The 21,709-nt window shown below is 60.7% G+C and carries 22 protein-coding genes; 8 read left to right on the top strand and 14 right to left on the bottom strand.

The annotated features are described in order from the left end of the window. Positions 1-5: 5 nt before the first annotated feature. The 5 genes from WKF55_15170 to murA form a co-directional block, all read right to left on the bottom strand. Complete coding sequence (locus WKF55_15170) at positions 6-374, bottom strand: ribosomal L7Ae/L30e/S12e/Gadd45 family protein (GenBank protein MEJ7760921.1); 369 nt, start codon at positions 372-374, stop codon at positions 6-8. Continuing rightward, on the bottom strand, positions 371-1,882 hold the full coding sequence (nusA, locus tag WKF55_15165; GenBank protein ID MEJ7760920.1) for a transcription termination factor NusA: 1,512 nt from the start codon (positions 1,880-1,882) through the stop codon (positions 371-373). The genes WKF55_15170 and nusA overlap by 4 nt, the downstream gene beginning before the upstream one ends. A 9-nt stretch (positions 1,883-1,891) precedes the next feature. Next, on the bottom strand, positions 1,892-2,371 hold the full coding sequence (locus WKF55_15160) for a hypothetical protein (GenBank protein MEJ7760919.1): 480 nt from the start codon (positions 2,369-2,371) through the stop codon (positions 1,892-1,894). A 283-nt stretch (positions 2,372-2,654) separates the two neighbouring features. Then, positions 2,655-3,371, bottom strand: coding sequence for a polyphenol oxidase family protein (locus tag WKF55_15155; GenBank protein MEJ7760918.1), 717 nt, complete (start codon positions 3,369-3,371; stop codon positions 2,655-2,657). Continuing rightward, positions 3,368-4,681 carry a UDP-N-acetylglucosamine 1-carboxyvinyltransferase gene (gene murA, locus WKF55_15150; GenBank protein ID MEJ7760917.1) on the bottom strand — a complete coding sequence of 438 codons (1,314 nt, stop codon included), beginning with the start codon at positions 4,679-4,681 and terminating at the stop codon, positions 3,368-3,370. The genes WKF55_15155 and murA overlap by 4 nt, the downstream gene beginning before the upstream one ends. 154 nt (positions 4,682-4,835) lie before the next feature. Between murA and WKF55_15145 the strand changes: the two genes are divergently transcribed. The 3 genes from WKF55_15145 to WKF55_15135 are packed head-to-tail and all read left to right on the top strand — an operon-like array spanning position 4,836 to position 6,856. Beyond that, on the top strand, positions 4,836-5,438 hold the full coding sequence (locus tag WKF55_15145; protein ID MEJ7760916.1) for a hypothetical protein: 603 nt from the start codon (positions 4,836-4,838) through the stop codon (positions 5,436-5,438). Further along, positions 5,407-5,886, top strand: coding sequence for a hypothetical protein (locus WKF55_15140; protein MEJ7760915.1), 480 nt, complete (start codon positions 5,407-5,409; stop codon positions 5,884-5,886). Before WKF55_15145 ends, WKF55_15140 begins: the two co-directional genes overlap by 32 nt. Before the next feature lies 1 nt (position 5,887). Beyond that, a complete protein-coding gene (locus WKF55_15135; protein MEJ7760914.1) occupies positions 5,888-6,856 on the top strand; it encodes a zinc dependent phospholipase C family protein in 969 nt (322 codons plus the stop codon). On the opposite strand, the gene gatB is transcribed toward WKF55_15135, so the two are convergent. Genes gatB through WKF55_15100 form a run of 7 tightly spaced genes read right to left on the bottom strand, consistent with a single transcriptional unit; the run spans position 6,811 to position 15,323 of the window. Then, positions 6,811-8,265: an Asp-tRNA(Asn)/Glu-tRNA(Gln) amidotransferase subunit GatB gene (gene gatB, locus WKF55_15130; protein MEJ7760913.1), complete on the bottom strand. Its 1,455-nt coding sequence runs from the start codon at positions 8,263-8,265 to the stop codon at positions 6,811-6,813. The two genes, WKF55_15135 and gatB, sit on opposite strands and share 46 nt — an antisense overlap. Then, positions 8,262-9,746: an Asp-tRNA(Asn)/Glu-tRNA(Gln) amidotransferase subunit GatA gene (gene gatA, locus WKF55_15125; GenBank protein MEJ7760912.1), complete on the bottom strand. Its 1,485-nt coding sequence runs from the start codon at positions 9,744-9,746 to the stop codon at positions 8,262-8,264. The genes gatB and gatA overlap by 4 nt, the downstream gene beginning before the upstream one ends. Continuing rightward, on the bottom strand, positions 9,743-10,015 hold the full coding sequence (locus WKF55_15120) for an Asp-tRNA(Asn)/Glu-tRNA(Gln) amidotransferase subunit GatC (GenBank protein ID MEJ7760911.1): 273 nt from the start codon (positions 10,013-10,015) through the stop codon (positions 9,743-9,745). The genes gatA and WKF55_15120 overlap by 4 nt, the downstream gene beginning before the upstream one ends. Positions 10,016-10,068: 53 nt before the next feature. Continuing rightward, positions 10,069-12,396 (bottom strand): UvrD-helicase domain-containing protein, encoded by a 2,328-nt coding sequence (locus WKF55_15115; GenBank protein MEJ7760910.1) that lies wholly within the window; start codon positions 12,394-12,396, stop codon positions 10,069-10,071. Continuing rightward, complete coding sequence (locus tag WKF55_15110; protein ID MEJ7760909.1) at positions 12,396-13,538, bottom strand: ATP-binding protein; 1,143 nt, start codon at positions 13,536-13,538, stop codon at positions 12,396-12,398. The genes WKF55_15115 and WKF55_15110 overlap by 1 nt, the downstream gene beginning before the upstream one ends. Before the next feature lie 3 nt (positions 13,539-13,541). Beyond that, complete coding sequence (serS, locus tag WKF55_15105; protein ID MEJ7760908.1) at positions 13,542-14,816, bottom strand: serine--tRNA ligase; 1,275 nt, start codon at positions 14,814-14,816, stop codon at positions 13,542-13,544. Positions 14,817-14,819: 3 nt separating this feature from the next. After that, on the bottom strand, positions 14,820-15,323 hold the full coding sequence (locus tag WKF55_15100) for a hypothetical protein (GenBank protein ID MEJ7760907.1): 504 nt from the start codon (positions 15,321-15,323) through the stop codon (positions 14,820-14,822). A 210-nt stretch (positions 15,324-15,533) separates the two neighbouring features. Here WKF55_15100 and WKF55_15095 point away from each other — a divergent pair, with 210 nt between their 5' ends. From WKF55_15095 to WKF55_15075, 5 genes are read left to right on the top strand one after another with little or no spacing between them, the layout of a single operon-like run. Further along, on the top strand, positions 15,534-15,887 hold the full coding sequence (locus tag WKF55_15095) for a roadblock/LC7 domain-containing protein (GenBank protein ID MEJ7760906.1): 354 nt from the start codon (positions 15,534-15,536) through the stop codon (positions 15,885-15,887). Between the two features lie 10 nt (positions 15,888-15,897). Further along, complete coding sequence (locus tag WKF55_15090; protein ID MEJ7760905.1) at positions 15,898-16,323, top strand: response regulator transcription factor; 426 nt, start codon at positions 15,898-15,900, stop codon at positions 16,321-16,323. Further along, positions 16,323-17,369 (top strand): sugar phosphate nucleotidyltransferase, encoded by a 1,047-nt coding sequence (locus WKF55_15085; protein ID MEJ7760904.1) that lies wholly within the window; start codon positions 16,323-16,325, stop codon positions 17,367-17,369. The genes WKF55_15090 and WKF55_15085 overlap by 1 nt, the downstream gene beginning before the upstream one ends. Beyond that, entirely contained in the window at positions 17,366-18,574 is a 1,209-nt protein-coding gene (locus WKF55_15080; GenBank protein MEJ7760903.1) for a putative sugar nucleotidyl transferase, read from the top strand. The genes WKF55_15085 and WKF55_15080 overlap by 4 nt, the downstream gene beginning before the upstream one ends. Next, the gene (locus tag WKF55_15075; protein MEJ7760902.1) at positions 18,571-19,386 is read left to right on the top strand and encodes an MBL fold metallo-hydrolase; all 816 of its coding nucleotides are present in this window, start codon (positions 18,571-18,573) and stop codon (positions 19,384-19,386) included. Before WKF55_15080 ends, WKF55_15075 begins: the two co-directional genes overlap by 4 nt. A gap of 17 nt (positions 19,387-19,403) precedes the next feature. On the opposite strand, the gene WKF55_15070 is transcribed toward WKF55_15075, so the two are convergent. Together WKF55_15070 and WKF55_15065 are read right to left on the bottom strand one after the other, a co-directional pair. Beyond that, a complete protein-coding gene (locus WKF55_15070; GenBank protein MEJ7760901.1) occupies positions 19,404-20,831 on the bottom strand; it encodes an aminotransferase class V-fold PLP-dependent enzyme in 1,428 nt (475 codons plus the stop codon). A gap of 167 nt (positions 20,832-20,998) precedes the next feature. Further along, entirely contained in the window at positions 20,999-21,544 is a 546-nt protein-coding gene (locus WKF55_15065) for a DUF1572 family protein (GenBank protein ID MEJ7760900.1), read from the bottom strand. Positions 21,545-21,709: the final 165 nt, after the last annotated feature.

Genomic DNA, 21,709 nt, shown 5'->3' with positions numbered 1-21,709 from the left:
TCTCCTTAATCCCTGATGGTTCGCGGCGCACCTCGCCCGCGAACGACATTGGCCGCTGCTCCGGGAAACGCGTCCAGGATACCGCGAGCCAACCCCATGTTCGTTACACCGATCACCGCCACCGCTTCACGACCCGCGACGCCTCCGAGATCCGTTGCCGTCAACGTGGTGATCACCGGAACGTCTCGGGCTTTCAACAATCCAACAACCTTGTCCAGACTATTCTGCGACGCATCGCTCGCTACGAGCGCGACCTTCAGCTTGCCGTGTTTGGCCGCCTCCCTTACCTGTTGCACCCCTACTACCGCCATTCGCCCGCGAAGTCCAAGGCCTATCAATCCCAGCACCTTTCGTTTCGCGACCTCTTCCGTCATTCGCCTTTTCGGGTTCCCGGCTCGCTTTTCGGAACGCTGCCGGCGTCTGAGTGCTGACTGGCCGCGCCGTCATTGGCGTTTGTCGCATCCCCAGCCCCGCCGTCACTGCCGAGCGTGCCGGCAGCCCCCGGATCTTCGTCGGGTACAGCCGGGGCTTCGGGAATTTCAGATTCGGGACTATCGCTTTCGGCGTCGCTGCCCTCTCCTTCGGCACCCTCTTCAACCGTCAGCTCGTTAATGATGTTCATGAGCCGGTCGGCTTCTTCAGGTGCAATTCCAGCCAGCCGGAGAAAATCTTCACGCTCAAGATCGATGACATCGTCGAGGGTGCGATACCCCGCTTCCTCGAGAACCGCGATCGTGGCAGGCTCGAGGCCGGCAATTTCCGACAGCCGCGGGTTTACAGCTTCATCGGCTTCACCCGGGAGCGGCGCGAACAACTGCTGCTCGGCACCCCGCTCCATCCACTCACGGCTGGAGTAAAGCTCGATCTTCCATTCGGTCAGCTCGGATGCGAGCCGCACGTTCTGACCGTTGCGCCCGATCGCGAGAGAAAGCTGGTCTTCGTCCACAACCGCCTGAATCGTTTTCGATGCAGCGTCGCTGAACACACGTGCAACGCGAGCGGGAGCGAGTGCAAGCTTGGCGAAGCGCTCAGGATCGGCCGACCACGGGACGATATCGATCCGCTCGCCGCCGAGCTCGTTGACTACCGCCTGCACGCGTGAACCCTTGAGCCCGACGCAGGCGCCCACCGGATCGACCGAGTCGTCGCGTGAAAACACGGCGATCTTCGTGCGATTGCCGACTTCGCGGGCAGCGGCACGAATTTCGACTATGCCCTGCTGAATCTCGGGAACCTCGAGCTTGAAAAGCGCCTTCACGAACATCGGATCTCCCCGGCTGAGCATAAGTCGCGGGCCCTTGGGCGTTTCCTCAACTCGCTTGAGGACGGCCCGCAGGGGATCGCCCTGATGAAAATGTTCGCGGTGATTCTGCTCGCGATAGGGAATTACTGCTTCTGCCTCGCGAAACTTGTTCAGCATGATTACCAGCTTTCCGCGTTCGATCTGCTGAACCTCACCGGAAAGCAGGTCGCCGACACGGCTGGTAAATTCGTCGCGGATCTTCGTGCGCTCGCCTTCGCGCACGCGCTGGATGATCCGCTGCTTTGCTGCAAGCACGGCCATCCGCCCGAACTCCGAGAAGTCCACAGGATCTTCCATAACGTCGCCGACCTGAAATTCTTCGTCGGTGAAGCGCGCTTCATCCAGTGAAATTTCGCGGGCGGTATCGGTTACATCGGCCACCACCGTCCGAAGCCGTACGATGCGAATCGTACCCTTGTCTTCGTCGATATCCACTTCTGCCTGCACCGTTGGCCCGTGCTTTTTTGCGAGAGCCGCTGTTATCCCGTCGAACAGCAGTCCATGAAGCTCGGTCCGATCGAGTTGCTTGGTATTCGTCAGTTCCCTGATAGCAGTCAGGATTTCCAGTGAACCCGCCATCCCAGCTCCTTACCGTTTCCAGTTGAATGCAAGCCGCGCTTTTCTTATCGCGGCCAGCGGAACGCGGTGGGCCTGACCACCAGCGTCTTCCACAACAATAATTTCGTCGTCAGCATCACCTTCAACGCCGGCGATTCGAATGTCCTGCGACTCGAACCCGCCAACGCCCGGCCCGGCGTCCGTCGAAATGACGGCATCCCGACCGACAAACCGCCGCCAGTCCCCGGCATTCCTCAAGGGGCGCTCCACTCCGGGAGACGAAACCTCAAGGACGTACCGTGCGGCAATTGAACTGTCTGTATCCAGGCGAGCCTCGATTGCGCGTGACGCCTTTGCGCAGTCATCCACTGTCACCTTTTCACCGTCCCGCCTCTCAATGCGAACGTCGAGGACAGGGCGGCTTTTCGTACCCCCCGAGCGGAGCTGGAAAAGCTCAAGTTCAAGCGGGTCAAGCTCCCGTACCACAATGGCTTGCAACGCTTCGCTCATGTTATTTCGAGCTGACTCCAGTAAATAAAAAAATGTGGGGGGCATCCCCACATTCTCGTACGCGACGATCGTCGCGTAACTGAAAGCAATCTACGGATCGCTAACTATAGAGTCAAGCTGGAGTGATTCCGGGTAGCAGGGCACGCGGACTGTGACGGGCGATGGGACAATGCCCCGTAGACCCCGAATATGAGGACTGCATGGCCTCCGAAACGAGTGTCACGCTTGAAGCTGGCCTAGCGCGTGATTCTGTGGCGACTTACAGGGGCCGCAGAGCTGGGCATCAGAGAATTCCTGCCACGATCACTCCCAGCTGCCTGCCCGCATCGCCCGCGCGGTGCGAGAAAAAACGATCGTTGTCACAGCGCGTGCAGGCATCGCTAACGCTGATCTGTCGCACGCCAGCATCTTTCGCATGTTCGGCGATCAGCGAACGCAGGTCAACATTCCCTGGGCGATTTGCCGGCTGCCCGGTAAGTTCTGAACGGACTTCGGCACTTACCTCGTAGCAGCGTCCGCAGATCGCGGGACCGAGGTGAACGACGATTTCGTCCGGAGGAATGCCGAACCGTGCAAACGCCTTCAGACCTGCATCGATGATCCGTGCCCCGGTCCCGCGCCATCCGGAGTGCAGAATTCCAACTACTCCCGATGGATGCGCGAGGAATACGGGAACGCAATCAGCTACAGAAACCGTAAGGGAAATCCCTTTCTCGAGCGCGACATGGCCATCTGCTTCAGCGGTACGCAGCAGGCCTTCCCATCCTCCCTGATGCGTGAGCACGCGTGAGCCATGAATCTGTCGCCCGATGACCATGCGCCGCGACTGACCGGAGAGATCCTCCTGAAGAGCGGTCCAGCGTGCCATCACTTCGCCAACGGCGTCTTTTCCCGAAAGGCTGAAAGTGCCGGCGACTCTCGTCGTCGTAAACGCCCGGACGCCGAAATTTGCGAATCCATCAATCACCTCGATGGCGGTTCCGGACGCGATCGCCGTCACTTGCGGCGATCGCCCACCCGATCAACCGATGCGCCCAGAGCACGCAACCGATAGTCAATCCGCTCATAGCCGCGCTCGATCTGACCGACGTTGTTGATCACGCTCCTGCCTTCGGCGCAGAGAGCGGCGATGAGGAGGGCCATCCCCGCCCGGATGTCGGGCGAATCGAGTGTCGCGCCGCTGAGCCTGGAGGGCCCGGCAACGATTGCGCGGTGTGGATCGCAGAGGACGATCTTTGCTCCCATACTGATGAGCTTGTCAACAAAGAAGAGCCGGGACTCGAACATCTTCTCGTGCATCAGGATCATCCCGTTGCATTGGGTTGCCGTGACGATGGCGATCGACATGGTGTCAGCCGGAAACGCAGGCCACGGCTGATCCTCGAGCTTGGGAACATGGTCTCCCATGTCAGCCTGAATCTTGAGGGTCTGTTTGGCGGGGACGATGAGATCTTCGCCGTCCTCCTCGCACTCGATACCAAGCCTCGCGAAGCCCAGCCGGGTGGAGCGGAGATGTTCGATTCCCGCTTGTTCGATGCGTAATTCCGACTTTGTCACCGCTGCGAGACCGATGAATGAGCCGACCTCGATATGGTCCGGCCCGATTGAGTGCCGTACGGCCTCTTTGCCAAGTGGGCGACCGCCCTCGATAGTGATGCAGTTGGTCCCGGCACCATCGATTTGCGCACCCAGCGCCCGCAGGAACTTTGCAAGATCCTGAACGTGCGGCTCGCTTGCCGCGTTCCGGAGAACGGTACGTCCCTGCGCAGCACAGGCGGCAACAAGTGCGTTTTCAGTTGCAGTCACACTTGGCTCGTCGAGAAACACATCGGCTCCGCGGAACCCCTTTACGTGCAGGCGGAGAAGCCCCTTGTGCAGCGACACCGTCGCGCCGAGTTGTTCCAGAGCCAGAAAATGGGTATCCAGCCGGCGGCGCCCAATGACGTCGCCCCCTGGCGGAGGGAGCATGATTTCACCACAACGCGCGAGTAAAGGCGCCGCGAGCAGGATCGAGGCCCTGATCTTCGAGCAGAGCGCTGCGTCGAGGTCGCTGGCCACCAAGTCACGGGCTTCGATTGTCAGGGAGTTGTCACCGCTCCACTCGATGCTGGCGCCAACCGAGCGAATCAACTCCATCAATGTCTCGATGTCCCGGATATGGGGCACGTTGTCGAGATACACCGTGCTCTCCGACAGCAGCGCAGCGGCAACAATCGGCAACGCTGCATTCTTGTTGCCCGACGGCCGGATGGTGCCATGGAGAGTGCGGCCACCCTCGACGATGTACTGAACGGCGTTCGTTTCTGTCATGGGATACGGTTAGCTGAGATGAGGCGCCGTTCGCGGAGCGCGCATTCGAATGGTACGCCAAGCCGGTTGCGCAAATATATTGTGAGTAGCACTCTTTGTACCGTGACACACCAGCCGATCCACGGCTGGCCCTACCCTTGCACACAACCCGCGCATGACCGCATGGCTTACGACCGGCGCTGATTTGCTGCTGCAGGCAGTCGCAACGCTGCCTGACACGATCGTCACGAAGCAGGTCCAGGGTGAGGCAAGCTGGTTTCAGCAGGTCACGACCTGGGCGAGCGGTCTTGCGTCGGTGGCGTTGCTGATTCTCGCTGTGGCTCTTGTTCCGGCAGCATGGAATTTCCGGAAGAGTTACGCGAAGATCAGCGATATGCTGGACAGGATTTATGGAGACATAAATCCCCTTATGCGTCATGCGAGTACCATTGCCGACAACGTGAACTACATCTCGACCTCGGTCAGGGTTGACGTTCAGCAGGTGAGCCAGACCGTCGCATCAGCCAACCAGCGATTGATGGCGTCGGTGGAGGTTGCCGAGGAGCGCATAAGGGAGCTGAACGCACTTTTGTCAGTGGTGCAGGATGAGGCGGAATCGGCTTTCGTCTCGACCGCGTCCGCGCTGCGGGGTGTTCGCACGGGCATTCATGAAGTATTCGACAAGGAGATATTGTCAGATGGCAGATACATCGAAGACGACAGCGAGTGGAAGAAGCCGCGCCCGCGTGTCCGGCCCCGCGAGGGATTCGAACGGTGACAGCGAACAGCAGTTCGACCTTCTGACCGCGGCGATCATCGGCGTTGCCGTGGGCGCGGCAGTTACGCTTCTCTTCCGGACCGGGCCCAGCGGCAGCCGGCCGATTGGACCGATGCTTCGCTCGACTGGAAAAGGTGCGCAGTGGGCTGCGGGCGCGGGCCTGCAGGGCGTAAAGTGGGCTGGCGAGCGCGCTGCTCCGGGTGCACGCTGGGCGGCGGAGCACGGACGGGACAGTGCGCGCTGGGCGGGCGAGCGCACATCCAGGGGATACCGTGTCGCGCGGGATCGCGGAGAGGAATTTGTCGACAATATTCCTGTGTCGGAGATCGGCGAATCCGTTCGCGAGTATGTCGACGGCGCCCGGGAAGCGATCAACGATGTTGTACGCGAGGAGCTGAGCGACCTGCGAAAGGCGGTCCGCCGGCAGCGGAAGCGGATAGGTATCTAGTTTGGCAATCCGGCTGTCCGGGAGACAGCCTGATCCGGGTATACTCTGGCTGCTGGGTCTCGCGATTATTGCTATTGCCGCGACACCCAGCACTGCCTTTGCCTGGACCCCGGGAACGCACATTTTCCTCGGCGAAGCAATCCTTCGCTCCCTCGTGCTTCTGCCTCCGGCGGTTGCCGAGCTGATTGCCGCATTTCCCTATGATTTTCTTTACGGCAGTATTGCCGCCGACACCAGCATCGCAAAGAAATACGCGGCGGCTGGCCGGCACTGTCACTCCTGGAAAGTCGGCTTCGAGATCTATGACCAGGCCGAGCCGGCGCCAATGCGTGCGTTTGGTCTGGGTTACCTCGCGCATCTGGCTGCCGACACTGTTGCCCACAATTATTTCGTACCTCACCAGCTGGCGATCACATCGACAACCGCAGCACTCGGCCACAGCTACTGGGAAAGCCGGATCGACACGCACATCGGCGACCGCTACAGCCGGCGGGCGCGCGAGATCATCCTGCTCGATCACGCTGATTCTGACGGCCACCTGGACCGGATACTGAGCCCGACCATCTTCAGCACGCCCACCAACCGCAGAATTTTTCGCGGGATGGTCTACGTGACGGACACCGAATCGTGGCAGCGCATCTTCCAGATGGTCTCCGAAAAGAGCAGATGGGACCTGGCCGAGAACGATCTGGCTGCCTATCTGACACGTTCGTACGAATATATCGTCGATCTATTCAACAGGTTCGACGCGGCAGAAGCCTACCGGCTCGACCCCGCCGGCGCGACTGCGCTGCGCGAAGCGAAGCGTGTCCGTCGTGCCGCCCTCCGCGATGGTGCAGCCGGTACGGTCACGAAAAATGCGCGCATCAGCTTTGGCCTGCCACATTCCGAACTCGCATATTCTGCGAAACTCGGTACACCCGTTTACCCCGGGCCGACGGCTGCCTCTGCGCGGGCGACAAGCAGCTGATTCACTCGTTTCGGGTCGGCTTTCCCTGCCGACTTCTTCATGACGAAGCCAACGAGTACTCCCTGCAGCTTTCGCTCGCCTCCAATGTACCGCCTCGACTCTTCGGGATGCTCGGTCATCACTTCCGATATCCAGCCCGCCAGAGCCGCGTCATCGCCGACCTGCAGCAGCCCATGCTCGTGGGCCACCTGGGCCGCGGGCTTGCCCGATTCCGCCATCAGCGAAAAAATTCGCTTCGCCGCTGCGTGGCTCACCAGACCGTCGCGAATCATCGAGATCAGCTGAGCAAGATCGGCGGGTCGAACCGATAGCTCGTCGAAGGTCCCTTTGCCTGTATTGAGGAGAGCCTGAACCTCACCCATGACCCAGTTAGCCGCTGCCTTTCCGTCGCCCGTGGCGCGCGCCACCGCTTCGAAATATTCCGCCAGTTCCGAATCGGCCGTCAGCTTGTCGACGTCTTCCGCATCAAGACTGAAATCCGAGGCGAACCGCGCCTTTCGTTTATCGGGCAGCTCAGGCAATGACAGCTTGATCATGCTCAGCCAATCGGGATCGAGCACCAGTGGGCCGAGGTCAGGTTCGGGGAAATAGCGATAGTCGTTGCTGCCTTCCTTGGTGCGACTCACACGCGCCTCGCTCTTCGACGCGTCCCAGAGCAACGTGTGCTGAACAACCGTCTCGCCGCGTTCCAGCAATCCGCACTGGCGCGTGAATTCGAATTCGAGCGCACGTTCCACCCCTGAAAACGAATTCATGTTTTTCACTTCGGTCTTCGTCCCGAGAGCCTCTTCGCCTTTCAAACGCGCACTCACATTGGCGTCCACCCGGAGACTGCCCTGCTCCATGCTCACATCGCTGACGCCGAGGTATTGAAGGATCTGGCGGAGTGTACGCAGATAAGCGCCAGCTTCCCGGGCAGTGCGCATATCCGGCTCGCTCACGATTTCAATCAGTGGAACGCCAGCCCTGTTTAAATCGATCGCCGTCTCGCCGGGAAATCGATCGTGAACCGACTTGCCGGCATCCTCTTCCATGTGTAGCCGCGTGATTCCAATCGTCCGCTCGCCCGCTCCCGTGTCGATCGTGACGGTCCCGCCCGTCGCCAGCGGCTCGTCGAACTGCGTGATCTGATATCCCTTCGGAAGGTCCGGATAGAAATAGTTTTTTCGGGCAAATACAGAGGAATGGTACACCGTGCAGCCGAGCGAAATTGCGGCGCGCGCCGCGAGCATTACTGCCTGCTCGTTGACTACTGGCAGTGCTCCGGGAAGTCCAAGGCAAACGGGACAGGTGTTGACATTGGGAGCGGCGCCGAAGTCAGCCGAGCACCCGCAGAAAGCCTTGCTGCGGGTCTTGAGCTGAACGTGCACTTCGAGACCGACGACCATCTCGTATTTATCAGCGCTCATTGATGTGCCTGCCCGCCAAGCGCGGCCTCGAGAGCATACGCAACGCGGAACATTGCCGCTTCCGCAAAATGCCCGGCAATCAACTGGCCGCCGACAGGCAGACCGCTCTCGCGACCAATCGGAATGGACATCGCGGGCACACCTGCAAGATTAGCGGTCGCCGTGAAAATGTCGCTCATGTACATCTCGTACGGATCGGTGATCTGTCCAATGGAGAACGCGGTGGAAGGTGTCGTCGGCGTAAAAAGCACGTCCACTCCGCCGGCGAAGACACGTGCGAAGTCACCGGCGATCAGCGTTCTGACGGACTGTGCCTTCCTGTAGTACGCGTCGTAGTAACCTGCTGACAGGACGTATGTGCCGAGCAGGATACGCCGCGTTACCTCAGGCCCGAAACCTTGCGAGCGCGTGTCGCCGAACATCTCGCGCAGGCTGGCTGTGCCCGATTCCCGCCGACCGTACCTGACGCCGTCAAAGCGCGCGAGGTTCGATGATGCCTCGGCGGGCGCAATTATGTAATAGACCGGTATCGCGAGCGAAGTATGCGGTAGCGCTACTTTCCTTATCTTCGCGCCCAGCGATCGTAGTGCATCCAGCGCGCGATCGCACAGAGCGCGGATTCCGGGGTCGAGCATTTCCGGGAAATATTCAGCGGGAACTCCAACAGTGAGTCCTTCGAGTGGCGAGGGCGTCGTTGCGATTGACACAAATTCTTCGCAGTAAGGCGCAACGGGTACGTCGGCGCTGGTGGAATCCCGTTGATCGAGCCCGGCGATTGCCTGCATCGCCAACGCCGCATCGTCGACGTTCCGGGCCATGACCCCGATATGATCGAGCGACGACGCGAAAGCCACCAGGCCGTAACGGCTGACCCGGCCGTAAGTGGGTTTGACTCCGACAATTCCGCAGAACGACGCTGGCTGACGAACCGAGCCCCCGGTCTCCGATCCGAGTGCAATGGGAACGATCCCCGCTGCCACCGCACCCGCGGAGCCACCAGACGACCCTCCAGTCACGCGTCGAAGATCGTGAGGATTGCGCGCGGGGCCGTACGCGCTGTTCTCCGTTGACGATCCCATCGCAAACTCGTCCATGTTCGTCTTCGCGACAACGATTGCACCCGCTGCACGAAGTCGTGTGACGGCGGTAGCTTCGAACGGACTGACATATCCGGCGAGAATGCGGGAGGCGCAAGTTGTGGGCAGGCCGAGGGTGGCGATGTTGTCCTTGACCGCAACGGGCACGCCCGCCAGTGACCCGCCTTCACCACGCGGGCCCATAGTTTCCTTGAGCACCGACGCATCGGCGGTCGCCAGCTTTTCATCACTCCAGAGAACCAGGTTGAGGCCGTCTTTACCCGACTTCTTCTCCCTGGACGTTGCAAAGCTCGCCGCGACTGCCTGCACAGGGTCCAGTGACCCCGCAGTTACCCGGGCAGCGATTACCGATGCCGGCATATCGGCGAAGTCGGTGTGCTTCACGCCCCGCCCTCACGGGCGCCTCCGTTCGACAGCTCCTCATGCGTAGCCAGTCTGGGGACGATGAAGAAGCCGTCGCGCATTGATGGCGCGAACGACTCGCGTGGCACCGCCAGCGGAATCGGTCCGCTCGAATCCGAGCGGAGGTGAGTACATCCAGGAGCCGCCGCAGAGGGTGGCGTGCCCGACGTATCGACTTTTCCGAGAACGTCCATATGACCCAGAATAGCATTCAACTCGGAAGCGAGCTCATCGAGGCGCGCAGTGCCCACGCTCAATCGCGCCAATTCGGCTATGTGTCTCACCTCGTCATGAGTTACGCCCATTACAACGGTCCGCGTTCGAGTGTCGTGTAAGCCAGTTTGATCGTTTTTCGCCCGACGTTCGTATCGTCGAAATCGATCACCGCTTTGATGTCCCGGCCAGTGCCCGACAGTTCCGCGATTTGTCCTCCGCCGAACAGCTTGTGGCTGATCCGCTCGCCGGGTGCATACATCGGCTCGCCCGATGAGACGTCGACATCCGCGGCTACCTTCGCACCCCGCCACGCGGGGACCTCATGTCTCGGCCGGGACGAGGCGTTGCGCCAGCCCGCCTGTTGTCCGAATGCCTCGACACGCGAGGAAGTTTCGCGGAGAAAACCTCTTCCGGCAGAGCGGAGCTTGAGTGTCTTGCGATCTTCGAGAAGCGCCGGCGGTATCTCGCCCAGAAAGCGGGACCGCACGGATTGCATCATCTCGCCATTTCGACGCCGGCTCTCGGCGAACGACATGTACAGCTTGCGCTCGGCGCGTGTGATTCCGACGTAGAGCAACCGTCGCTCCTCTTCCAGTTTATCCGGATCGTCGATGGCTTGCGAAAGCGGGAACAGACCGTCTTCCAGCCCGGTAATGAAAACGACAGGATATTCGAGACCTTTGGCGTTATGCAGTGTCATCAACGTCACCGCGTCTGCCGTTGGGTCGAGTGCATCGATACCGGCTACCAGCATTGCCCGCTGCAGAAAATGGTCGAGCGGGGTCAGACCAAGTTCGCCTCCGTCCTCAATGACCGTCTCAACAGCCCCGTCAATGAGCGCGCTGACGTTATCCAGGCGATCACGAGCCGTCTCCGGCGAATCCGCCTGCAGATAGGCCCCGTAGCGAATGGAGTCGACCAGCTCGCGCAGCAGCTCATCGACGCTCGATTCGCGGGCGCGGTCGCGAAGGCCGAGGATGAGCGAAGCAAACTCTTGCAGTCCGGCTCGCGCAGTGCTCCGAATGTCCGCAAGAAGCTCCGGACGCGTCGCGGCTTCCAGCATCGGAACTCCCGCTCGCCGCGCGGCGGTGGCGAGAGATTCGATCGTCGTTTCGCCGAGCTTCCGGCGTGGGACAGCCACTGCGCGACGGAAAGCCTCGTTGTCGGCGGGGTTGGCCACGAGCTTGAGATAACTCATCAGGTCGCGAATCTCTTTTCTGTCATAGAAGCGCACGGCGCCCACAAGCCGATACGGGATTCCGTTCCGCCTCAGTGTTTCTTCAAGCGGGCGGCTCTGTGAGTTAGTGCGATACAGCACGGCGAACTCGCGAAGCTCGCGTTTATCGAGATTCTGCCGGCCGCGGATTTCATCGGCAACGAAGTCGGCTTCGTCACGCTCATCGAGCGTTGCAACGAGAGTGACGGCCTCGCCCCCAGGGCGCGTGGCACGCAGTGTCTTACCGCGGCGGCCGAGATTGGCGCTGATCGCAATGTTGGCTACTTCGAGAATTCCAGGCGTCGAGCGGTAATTCTCCTCCAGCCTGACGACACGGGCTGATGCGAACTCCTTTTCGAAGTCGAGAATGTTCCTGATATCCGCGCCGCGCCATCCGTAGATGGACTGATCATCGTCGCCGACGACTGCAACGTTGCCGTGCCCCGCCCCGAGCAATTTGATGAACTCAAACTGAGCACGGTTGGTGTCCTGATACTCGTCCACCATTACGAACTGGAATTTCTGCCGGTACCGGTCGAGGACGTCAGCATTTTCACGCAGCAACTGGACAGGGAGAACCAGGAGATCGTCGAACGTGACAGCGTTTGCGGCGCGAAGCGCCCCTTCAAGCTCGGCATATACCACCGCGCCGGCACGGGAAAGCGGATCCATTGCAAGCTGCTGGTACTCGGCTGGCGTGACAAGCGAGTTCTTTGCATCGGAGATGACGGACGCAATTGATTTCGGGGTCCACTGCTTTGGTGACACGCCGACGCGCTCCATCACGCGCTTGATCAAACCGAGGGAATCGTCCTCATCGTAGATGGTGAAGCTCGCGGTGCGACCCACGCGTGGAGCGTGCGATCGCAGCATACGTGCACCGATGGCGTGGAAAGTTCCGCACCACATGCCCCGCAGGTCACAATCCACCAGCTTAGTGATGCGGTCGCGCATCTCTCCGGCCGCTTTATTGGTGAACGTCACCGAGATAATCTGCGCCGGGTCTACCCCATGGTGCTCGATCAGATGAGCAATGCGGGTAGTAAGCACACGGGTTTTGCCGGAGCCTGCGCCAGCAATGATGAGAAGCGGACCCTTGAAATGAAGAACCGCGTCGCGCTGAGCCGGATTCAATCGCGAAAGTGCGTCACCATCACCGATTGCGGCGGTCGAACCGGTGGTATCCAGCGTTCCATTCATCAACTCAAGATAATATCGAACGTCGCCCCGCGTTCGGACGGAATCAGCAGCAGCTCTCCGCCGTGATTGTCGCGGACAATCCTGCGTGCGAGTGGCAGACCGATTCCCCACCCGTGCTGTTTGGTGCTGAACCCGGCTTCGAAAATGCGGCTGCCCAGCTCTCGAGGAATGCCGGGCCCGGTATCGGCTACGCGAACGCGGACGCGGCCTTCGGGAAGGGCCTCCGCCGACATGTTTACGTGGCCGTCGTGCCCGGCGAGAGCGTCAATGGCGTTCTTTGTCAGCGATTCGATTGCCCACTCGAGCAGCACCGGGTCGCCGCTCACCAGAAGCGAGCCCTCGCCGCGGGAAAAATTCACCGACACGCGTTGCGCAAGCGTCGGCACCCGGGCCCGGAAATACGTCGCGACCCGCTCGACCAGATCGCCCAGGTCGACACTCTCCTTTCTCGGGGGACGGCCAATGCGCTCGAATCTGTTCGCGACCCGCTTCAGACGCTCGAGATCTCCGTCCATGTGCGAGAGTGCGCTCATGGTCATCGAATCGCCTCCGGCGTCACGGAGAAGCTCGATCCACCCGCTCATGCTCGATATCGGAGTGCCCAACTGATGCGCGGATTCGCGCGCCATGCCCGCCCAGATCTGCTCACGGTCTGCGCGGCCCCGGGTACGAAGTCCGTACGCCCCGGCGAGGAGGAACATGCCAATCAGCAGTGATTGCAGGAGCGGGATGATGCGCAGCCCCCGTACCAGAGGAGTGTTACCGTAGTGCACGGTGCCCACGTCCGACTCTCTGATGGGCTGATTCTGACGATCGAGCTGGCGAACGTACTCCCGCAGCTCGGGTGAGCTGAGCGGAAGCTCGACAGGGAGATTGTCGACCGCCGTAGGAGTGCCGGTGGCATCGGTGAGAATGAGTGGTACTCCCGATTCCCTTATGTAGCGCGCCAGATCGAGAAGCGCATTGTTGGCCGCATCGGCACTCGGATCATTCAGCCCGTTGTATACCCGCGCATACATCAGGCCCACCCGCGATGCTTCGCGTCTCAACTCACGAACTACGCCCTGGGTGTAAATGACGTACCAGATCAGGAGCGCGGCGACGCACACAGACACGACCGCGACCGGTGCGAGCCGGCGCATGTGTCAGCCGAGCCGGTCGGTGCCCAGATACGGCCTCAGCACCTCGGGTACCGATACCGTGCCGTCCACATTCTGGTAGTGCTCGAGAATAGCTGCGATGATCCGCGGAAAAGCCACGCCCGATCCATTCAGCGTGTGCACGAAGCGCGGTTTACCGCCGTCGGCTGGCCGATAGCGGATATTCGCGCGCCGCGCCTGGAAATCGGTGAACGAGCTGCACGACGATACTTCGAGCCAGGTGCCGACGCCCGGTGCGAACACTTCCAGATCGTACGTTTTGGCGCTTCCGAAACCGGTATCCCCGGCCGCCAACAGCACCACTTTATATGGGAGCCCAAGTAATTGCAGAACGCGCTCAGCGTGGCTGGTAAGAAGCTCGAGCTCCGCGTCGGAAGTTTCCGGAGTGCAGTAGCGGACCAGCTCAACCTTGTCGAACTCGTGGACGCGCAACAGGCCGCGCGTGTCTTTGCCATGCGACCCCGCCTCACGGCGAAAACAGGGCGAGTACGCAGCCATCCCACGGGGAAGATCAGCAGCCGTGAGAATTTCTTCCCTGAAAAGATTGGTGAGCGGAACCTCGGCCGTCGGGATGAGGAAAAGCTCTCCGCTGTCGACGGCGTACATGTCGTCTTCGAATTTGGGAAGCTGTGTCGTCCCGGTCATCGCCGCACGATTGGCGAGAATGGGAACCCACGTCTCGTCGTATCCATGATCGCCGGTATGAAGATCGAGCATGAAATTCATCAACGACCGGACGAGCCGCGCACCTCGCCCACGGAAAACAATGAATCCCGACCCGCTGATCTTGGCGCCCCGCTCGAAATCGATAAGGCCGAGCTCCGCGCCGATTTCCCAGTGCGGGCGCACGCCGCCTGAATCGCGTGGCGATCCCCACGTGCGAACTACCTTGTTGCACTCCTCTGACCCCTCGGGAACATCGGGCAGAGTGACATTCGGGATGCTGAGGAGAGAGAGCTGGAGCTCATCCTCCAGCACGGCAAGGTTGCTCCTGAAGCCGTCGATCTGTTTACCAAGCGAACGTGACTCTGAAAGAAGATCGCCGGCCTCCTCGCCAGTTCGTTTGCGGCGGCCGACTTCCCTCGTGATGCCGTTGCGTTCCGCCATTGTCTTCTCGACCTGCTGAATCACCGAGCGCCGGTCTGCATCGACGCTCTGCGCGCGGTCGATCAGATCACCGAACGCGTCGAGCTTTCCCCGGCGGCGCATGCCTTCACGCAGCACGTCGATATGCTCGCGAACCATGCGCAGGTCGTGCATGGTTTAGCTGGCTGGAATGCCCGGCTCGAACGACCTGAATCCGCAGTTCGGATTCAAAACGGCCTGTACGACGATCGTGCGCGTAGCCGGAACGACACTCTCGATGAGCAGCTTCGAATAGATGAAAGGAGAAATGCTGAACTGGCAAACATCCCCGCTGGCATTGCGGGCTGACTCAACCACGATCACGTCTCCCTTGCCGGCGATCACCGGCAGACTGTCGACATACATTCCGGTCGGCGCCGTAAGAATCGACTCGAAGGTACCTGATACCTTTCGGATTCCAACAGGCCGGTTGCCGCTCAGTGAGCTGACGATCAGCCGCGCTGGATATACAACGGCGTTGCCCCCCGCGTCGATGTCGAACGCGACGTCGAAATTGGCGTTGCCGTCGACCCTCACAGCCTGGCGGAAATAAATGTTGATCCCGCTCGGGAACGCCACCGGCGAGCCCGTCAGAGCGAAGACTGTGTAAGAGTCTCGCGCCGTTGGGAGGCTGGCGCGCATCAAGTCAGTGCCGCCGCAAGCGGTAATAACCAATATTCCGGCGATGCAGCTGAGCGCCGATTTGGAAAGTGTCATGACACGTTGGAAAGGAAGTGGGCGCAGTGACTGCCCGGATTCGATAATACCCTTTAACGCAGGGCAGTTCAAGCGAATCCGATCGACTAGATTCCCTGCGATGATCAGTCTCGCAACACATATTACGAGGCATCGATGCCGACCATTCGCGATCTGACGGCAGCTATCCGCATGAGAACCGGCATCGAGGCCGTGGTGGTACTCGGTCGCGATGGCCTTCTGATCGACAGCCAGTCAGCGCCAGGCCTCGACGCCGACGATCTGGCAGCACGAGTGCCCGGAATAGTTGCCTCGGCTGACGAAATCGGGGGTACCACAGCAAGGGGCTCGATGCGAATCGCTCTCATCGAGCACGAAAAGGGGTACGCCGTTGTGTCGTCGGTGGGCGACGATGCCCTTCTCTGCGTGCTGAGATCCCGCGATGCCGATCTGGGCGTACTGCTGTATGATGTGCGCCGTCATCGCGAATCCATATCCCGTTTGTTCTGAACACCGGCTGATGACCGATCCTCAGATTCCGGAGCGTCATGTACTGGTCGCCGATGACGAAGCGCATATAGGGCGAATCATAAAGATCAAGCTCGAGCATGGTCCGTTCCGGGTCACGCTGGCATTTGACGGGCAGGAAGCCATGGACGTGCTCGATCGTGAGGACGTGATCGATCTCGTAATCCTCGATTTGATGATGCCGAAGCTGAGCGGGCTCGACGTTCTGGACCGAATTCGGGCAAGTGAGAAATGGCGGAATACCCCGTGCATCATTCTCACCGCGGCCGGCCAGGAACAATACGAGCGTGACGCACGCGAGAGCGGCGCAACTGATTTTCTGACAAAGCCCTTCAGCCCGAAGCGGCTGTACTCACGAATCGCGCAGCTCACGGGCGTGTCGAGCGAGGAAACGGGCGAAGCGGACGCGGGGGCGTAATGAGCCGATGGGCCGTGATCCTGGCGGGTGGGGTGGGCTCCCGATTCTGGCCTTTGAGCACACCCGACCGGCCCAAGCAGCTGCTGCCGCTGGTGACCGACGAGCCACTCCTCCTGAACACCCTTGCGCGGCTCCAGCAGATCGTCCCACCAGACCGGACGTTGATCCTAACGAACGCATCGCTGGTGCGCGCGGTGCGTGCGGTGGCACAAGCGATCCCCGAGTCGAATGTGATTGCAGAGCCCAAGCCGGCCGGCACCGCGGCGGCGCTTGCCTGGGCGGCGTCAGAGATCGAGCGGCGGAGCAAGGATCCGGATGCGACAATGATGTGCGTTCATGCAGACTGGGCAATAGCTGACGATGATGGCTTTCGGACTGCCCTGCTTGCCGCAGAGAAAGTGGCGGTAGCCGAGCGGGCGCTCGTCACTGTGGGCATTGTGCCGACACGGCCGGATCCGGGGTTCGGGTATATCCAGCCTGGTGGGGTTACCGCGACTGGCGCGCGTGAGGTAACGCAATTCGTTGAAAAGCCGGACCGGTTCCGGGCGGCATCGATGCTCAAGGATGGCTACCTCTGGAACTCCGGCATTTTTGTCTGGCGTGTGGCGGATTTCCTGGCCGAGGTGATGGAGGTCACGCCCGAGATAGCGGTCGCACTGCATGCGAACCGCGGAGATCCCCACGGTCTGGAGACTTACTTCGCGGCCGTCAACCCTGTTTCGGTTGACGTGGGCGTCATGGAGCGGAGCAAAAAAGTCAGGGTGGTTGCGGGTGACTTTGGATGGGACGATGTGGGAACGTGGGGTGCGTTGAAGCGGGTGAAGCCGGTGGATGAGTCGGGCAACGTTACCAGTGGCAGGGTGGTCGCCGTGGAAGCATCCGGCAACGTGATTCATGCAGAGGGCGGAGCGGTAGTGGTCTATGGGGTATCCGATCTGGTGGTCATATCGCGCGAGGGCCTTACTCTCGTAACAACCACCGAGCGCTCGGCAGACCTCAAGACTCTCATCGATGCTCTGCCTCAGGAGCTGATGGAGCGCGGATGAACCCGTTGTTCCTGTTTGATGACGCGAAAGCACGTGAGTTCGAACCGTTCTCGCTAACCCGCCCCGTCTCGGAGCTGCGGGCCGGTGCGGAAATAATCCGCGCGCGGTGGGAGCGCGTCTCCGGGCTCGCCGCGAGCGGTTTCTTCGGCGCTGCGCATCTCGCAAACTTCGACGAAGCAGGTGCGCCTGGGTCAGCGCTGGCGCAACGCAGCATACCTGCGGGCACGTTGCTCGTGAACTCGCGTTGCGTAGTAGCACTGGACGCGACGCTCGACGGGGATGCTGCGGTGTTCAGCTGCAACGGAGTTGTGTGCGCAGTGCGCACAAAGCGGTCGATCGACACTGCTGGTCTTATCCAGGGAACGCTGTCACTTGGGCAACTGGCGGATACCGATGATCTGGTCGAGATCGCGGGCAACTGGCTCGACGAGGTATGGGATCTGGTTGGATACCTCGACGTTCAGCTGGCCACTGACATTCCCGCGCTGCACGCACGGTTCGTCGATGCGTCGCCCGGTAGCGCTGTAGTTCTCGGACCGCATGGCGTTCACTGCGAAGAGGGAGCGAACATCGAGCCGTTCGTCGTGCTGGATGCATCGTCCGGTCCGATCATGATTCGACGCGGCGCGACTATCTCTTCTTTCAGTCGCATCGTGGGACCGTGTTACATCGGCAGCGATACTACCATTGTCGGTGACGCCATTCGGGGCTGTTCGATTGGGGACGTGTGCAAGGTGAGAGGAGAAATGTCCGGCTCAGTCATGCTTGGCCATTCCAACAAGGGACACACCGGATTTGTCGGAAGCTCATACATCGGCCGCTGGGTGAACCTGGGAGCAGGCACGACCACGAGCAACCTCAAGAACACCTATGGGCCCGTGCAGCTGGTTACTGCTGCGGGGCTTCGGGACACCGGGCTCCAGTTTCTCGGCAGCCTGATCGGCGATCACGCAAAGACAGGCATCGGGTCGATGCTCACGACGGGCTGCACTGTGGGAGCGGGTGCGAACGTATTCGGCTCGGCTGCCAGCCCAAAGTGGATTCCGCCGTTTGCGTGGGGCGCCGCGGAACCGTATGGCCGCTATGACGTTGAAAAGTTTGCCAGAGTCGCTGAGCGCATGATGTCGAGGCGACATGTGGTGCTTAGTGACAAGGCCCGCCAAGCGATGCATGACAGTTACCAGGCGAGCGAATCTACCCGATGAAGCTTTGTGTGCTGGGGAGTGGCAGCAAAGGGAATTCGATACTGATTCAGGCCGGTCAAACCCGCATCCTGATTGACGCCGGTTTCTCTCCCCGGGGAATCAAGGCGCGGCTCGCCGCCATTGCGGTCGACCCCCGGTCGATCGAGGCGATGATCGTGACTCACGAGCATGTCGACCACATGAAAGGAGTGGTGGGGTGCGCAAAGCGGTGGGATTGGAAAGTCTATGCGACGGGCGGGACGGTCACTGCGGCCGAAGCTCTGGCCGGCCTGGACGTTCAGGAGATGATCTGCGGAGAAACATTTTCGATTGGCGATTTCGACCTCGCCACAGCGCTGACATCACATGACGCAAGCGAGCCGGTAGCCGTTTTTGCCACTGATCGCGGAAACGGCGCACGAGCAGCGATCGTTTACGACCTCGGTATCATGACCGAAGCGGTGTTGAGCGGCATGAAGGGAGTCAACCTGCTGGTGCTGGAGTCGAATCACGACGGCGAGATGCTTCGTAACGGGCCGTACCCTGCGATGCTGCGACGCCGCATTGCCGGCAGCGAGGGCCATCTCAGCAATTACGCGGCTGCGCGCGTTGCGCGCGAGTGCGCCCACCGGCAGCTCCACACCGTCGTACTGGCGCATCTGAGCCAGGTTAACAATTCTGTTGAAGTCGCGACGCAGTCCATGAGGGCGGCGCTGTCACGGACGGCATTCCGGGGAACGATTACAACCGCCAGCCAGGATGTGCCGTCGCCAACGATTCGCCTGGCGGGCGGAACGTATTCTGCGGCGGGTCAGCTTTCCCTCGGGCTGTAGAAACCGGACGGCCGGTTTCAGGTCTGCTCGGCGTCCACTGCGAGCTCCACGGCATCGAAGAGTGCCCGGATGTCATCGTCGGTCGTTCTAAAACCGAGAGTGCACATGCGAAGCGAGAATATGCCGTCGAGTCGCGTCGACGATATGAAGAAACTTCCGCCGGCAACAATGCGGCTGTTTATGCGCTCGTTGAAGGCATCGAGCTCGTGCGCGTCGACTGGCGACGCGGGTTGCGCGCGGAAGCAGACGATGCCGAACTTCGCCGTGCTTAGTAGTTCGAGTTTGGGCGAGCTCTCGATCAGTGTCTGCGCGAGCCGCGCCCTGTCCATCGCGGCCTGAATGGCCGCTGCAATTGCATCGGTGCCGAAGTAAGTCACAGAAAGCCAGATTTTCAGTGCGCGCGAATACCGGGTGAGCTGTTCGCCACGGTCGGCAAAATTCACGTTGTGTTCGCCTGCTTCGCCGTCCTTGAGATAGTCCGGCAGAATCCGGAACGCAGATTCCAGTGTTGATGCATCCTTCACCATCAGGCACCCGCATTCGAACGGCACGAACAGCCATTTATGCGGATCGAGAGTGAGGCTGTCCGCGCGTCCGATACCGTCGAGCAGGCTCTTCCCCTCCACCGTGAGCGCGGCAAAGCCGGCGTAGGCGGCATCTATGTGCAGCCAGAGTTTGTTTCGCTCGCAGAGGTTTGCGATTTCATGCACAGGGTCTACCGATCCCGTGCTTGTAGTCCCCGCGCTCGCCACCACCAGGAACGGCTCAAGTGCCGCACGTCGGTCATCCGCGACCGCGTTTGCGAGGTCCTGGGGGATGATCCTGAATTCTTCGTCAACTCCGATGACGCGAATGTTTCGGCGTGGGATTCCAGCGATCCAGGCTGCCCGCACCACTGACGAGTGAGCCTGGACCGACGTGTACATCACGAGGCTCGACAGCTCCGCACCGCGCTCCAGCGCCGCATGCCGCGCAGCAACGATAGCGGTGAGATTGGCACCTGATCCGCCTGACGTGAGCAACCCAGTCGCGCCTGCCGGCATGCCCATCCACTCACGAAACCATTCAAGCACGACGAGCTCGATTTCATTGGGGCCTGGTGCGATCTGCCAGACTCCGGCGAAAAAGTTGTAGCCAGTTGCAAGCCAGTCTCCCAGCAATGCGGGGAACGTGGGACAACTTGGTACGTACGCCAGAAATCGCGGATGTGGTTCCCGTGCGTGATACGGGAGTACGTCATTGCGAAGGATGTCAACAATCGCTTCGAAGTCAGTTCCCTGCCGCGGGGCGGGTTTCGCTAGCAAGCGACTGAGTTCGGATCGGGGGAGCGGATTGATTACCGGCTCATTCCGGATGTTTGCGAGGTGGTGCGCGATGATGTCTGTGACCCGGTAGCCGAGGCGCTGCATTGTGACCTCGTCGAGGTCAAGCGGAGACCGCGTCATGAGGCCGCCGGGGGCGTCACAACGCTAGTTCCGGGAAGGGAGAGTGTCGGCGCGATAACCGTGGTAACCACAGATGACGCAGATGGACACAGATGGCACAGATGGAGCTGCAACGGCGAGAAAGACGAGTTCGTTTTTTCACAGGAGGGCCATTCCACCACCACCAGTCAGTGACGACCTTCGGATGCCGCTGATGTTCCCTCGTTACCCCCCCAGAGTGGGATCGCCGTGCCTCCCGCGTCTTGATAGAAACGAATACGCCCCGGGGCATGCAACTTGGCGAGAAGGATGATTTGCCCGGTGTGCATGGCGAAGTGTTCGACGACATGGTAGATGGCCGCCAGTCCGGTTGTCTCCCTGCCCTGAATGGTGAATGGACGGATAAGGTCGGGCTCGCTGAGCGTCGCGAGGACAGAGTCCGCATCGTGAATAATTGATTCAAGGTCGAGCATGAGAGTCTCGGAGTCGGGTCCGTCGCACCTGGCAAACTCGGACGAGCGGTCGCGCTCGACGGGAAGCCCGCCAAGCCCGCCGACTATCCACTGACGAATGTTGCCCGTGAGATGAACCAGGAGATTGCCAATGCTGTTGGAGCTATCGTTCTCGCGGCGCCAGATGGCGGTACCCGGAACCTCGCGCAGCGCCTGGCGAATCTTGACCGGATACTCCTGCGTGAGGTAGTAACGGGATCGATCGAGGAAATGCGAATTCATGGGGAAATATGCTTAAGTCTCTGCGCCTGCGGGACCATGCCGCTGGTCGGGCCACTGTGAATACCGAGCGCCGGAGATGATAGCCGTGCGCGCAAAGAAGCGGGGGCGCACAACGCGGCCCCCCGTATTTGATTGAGGCATTAGTTGTGCCAAGAGCGTGGTCGT

It is taken from the genome of Gemmatimonadaceae bacterium (genome assembly GCA_037721215.1).
GTDB lineage: Bacteria > Gemmatimonadota > Gemmatimonadetes > Gemmatimonadales > Gemmatimonadaceae > UBA4720.
This window is presented reverse-complemented; position numbering and strand designations above follow the sequence as displayed.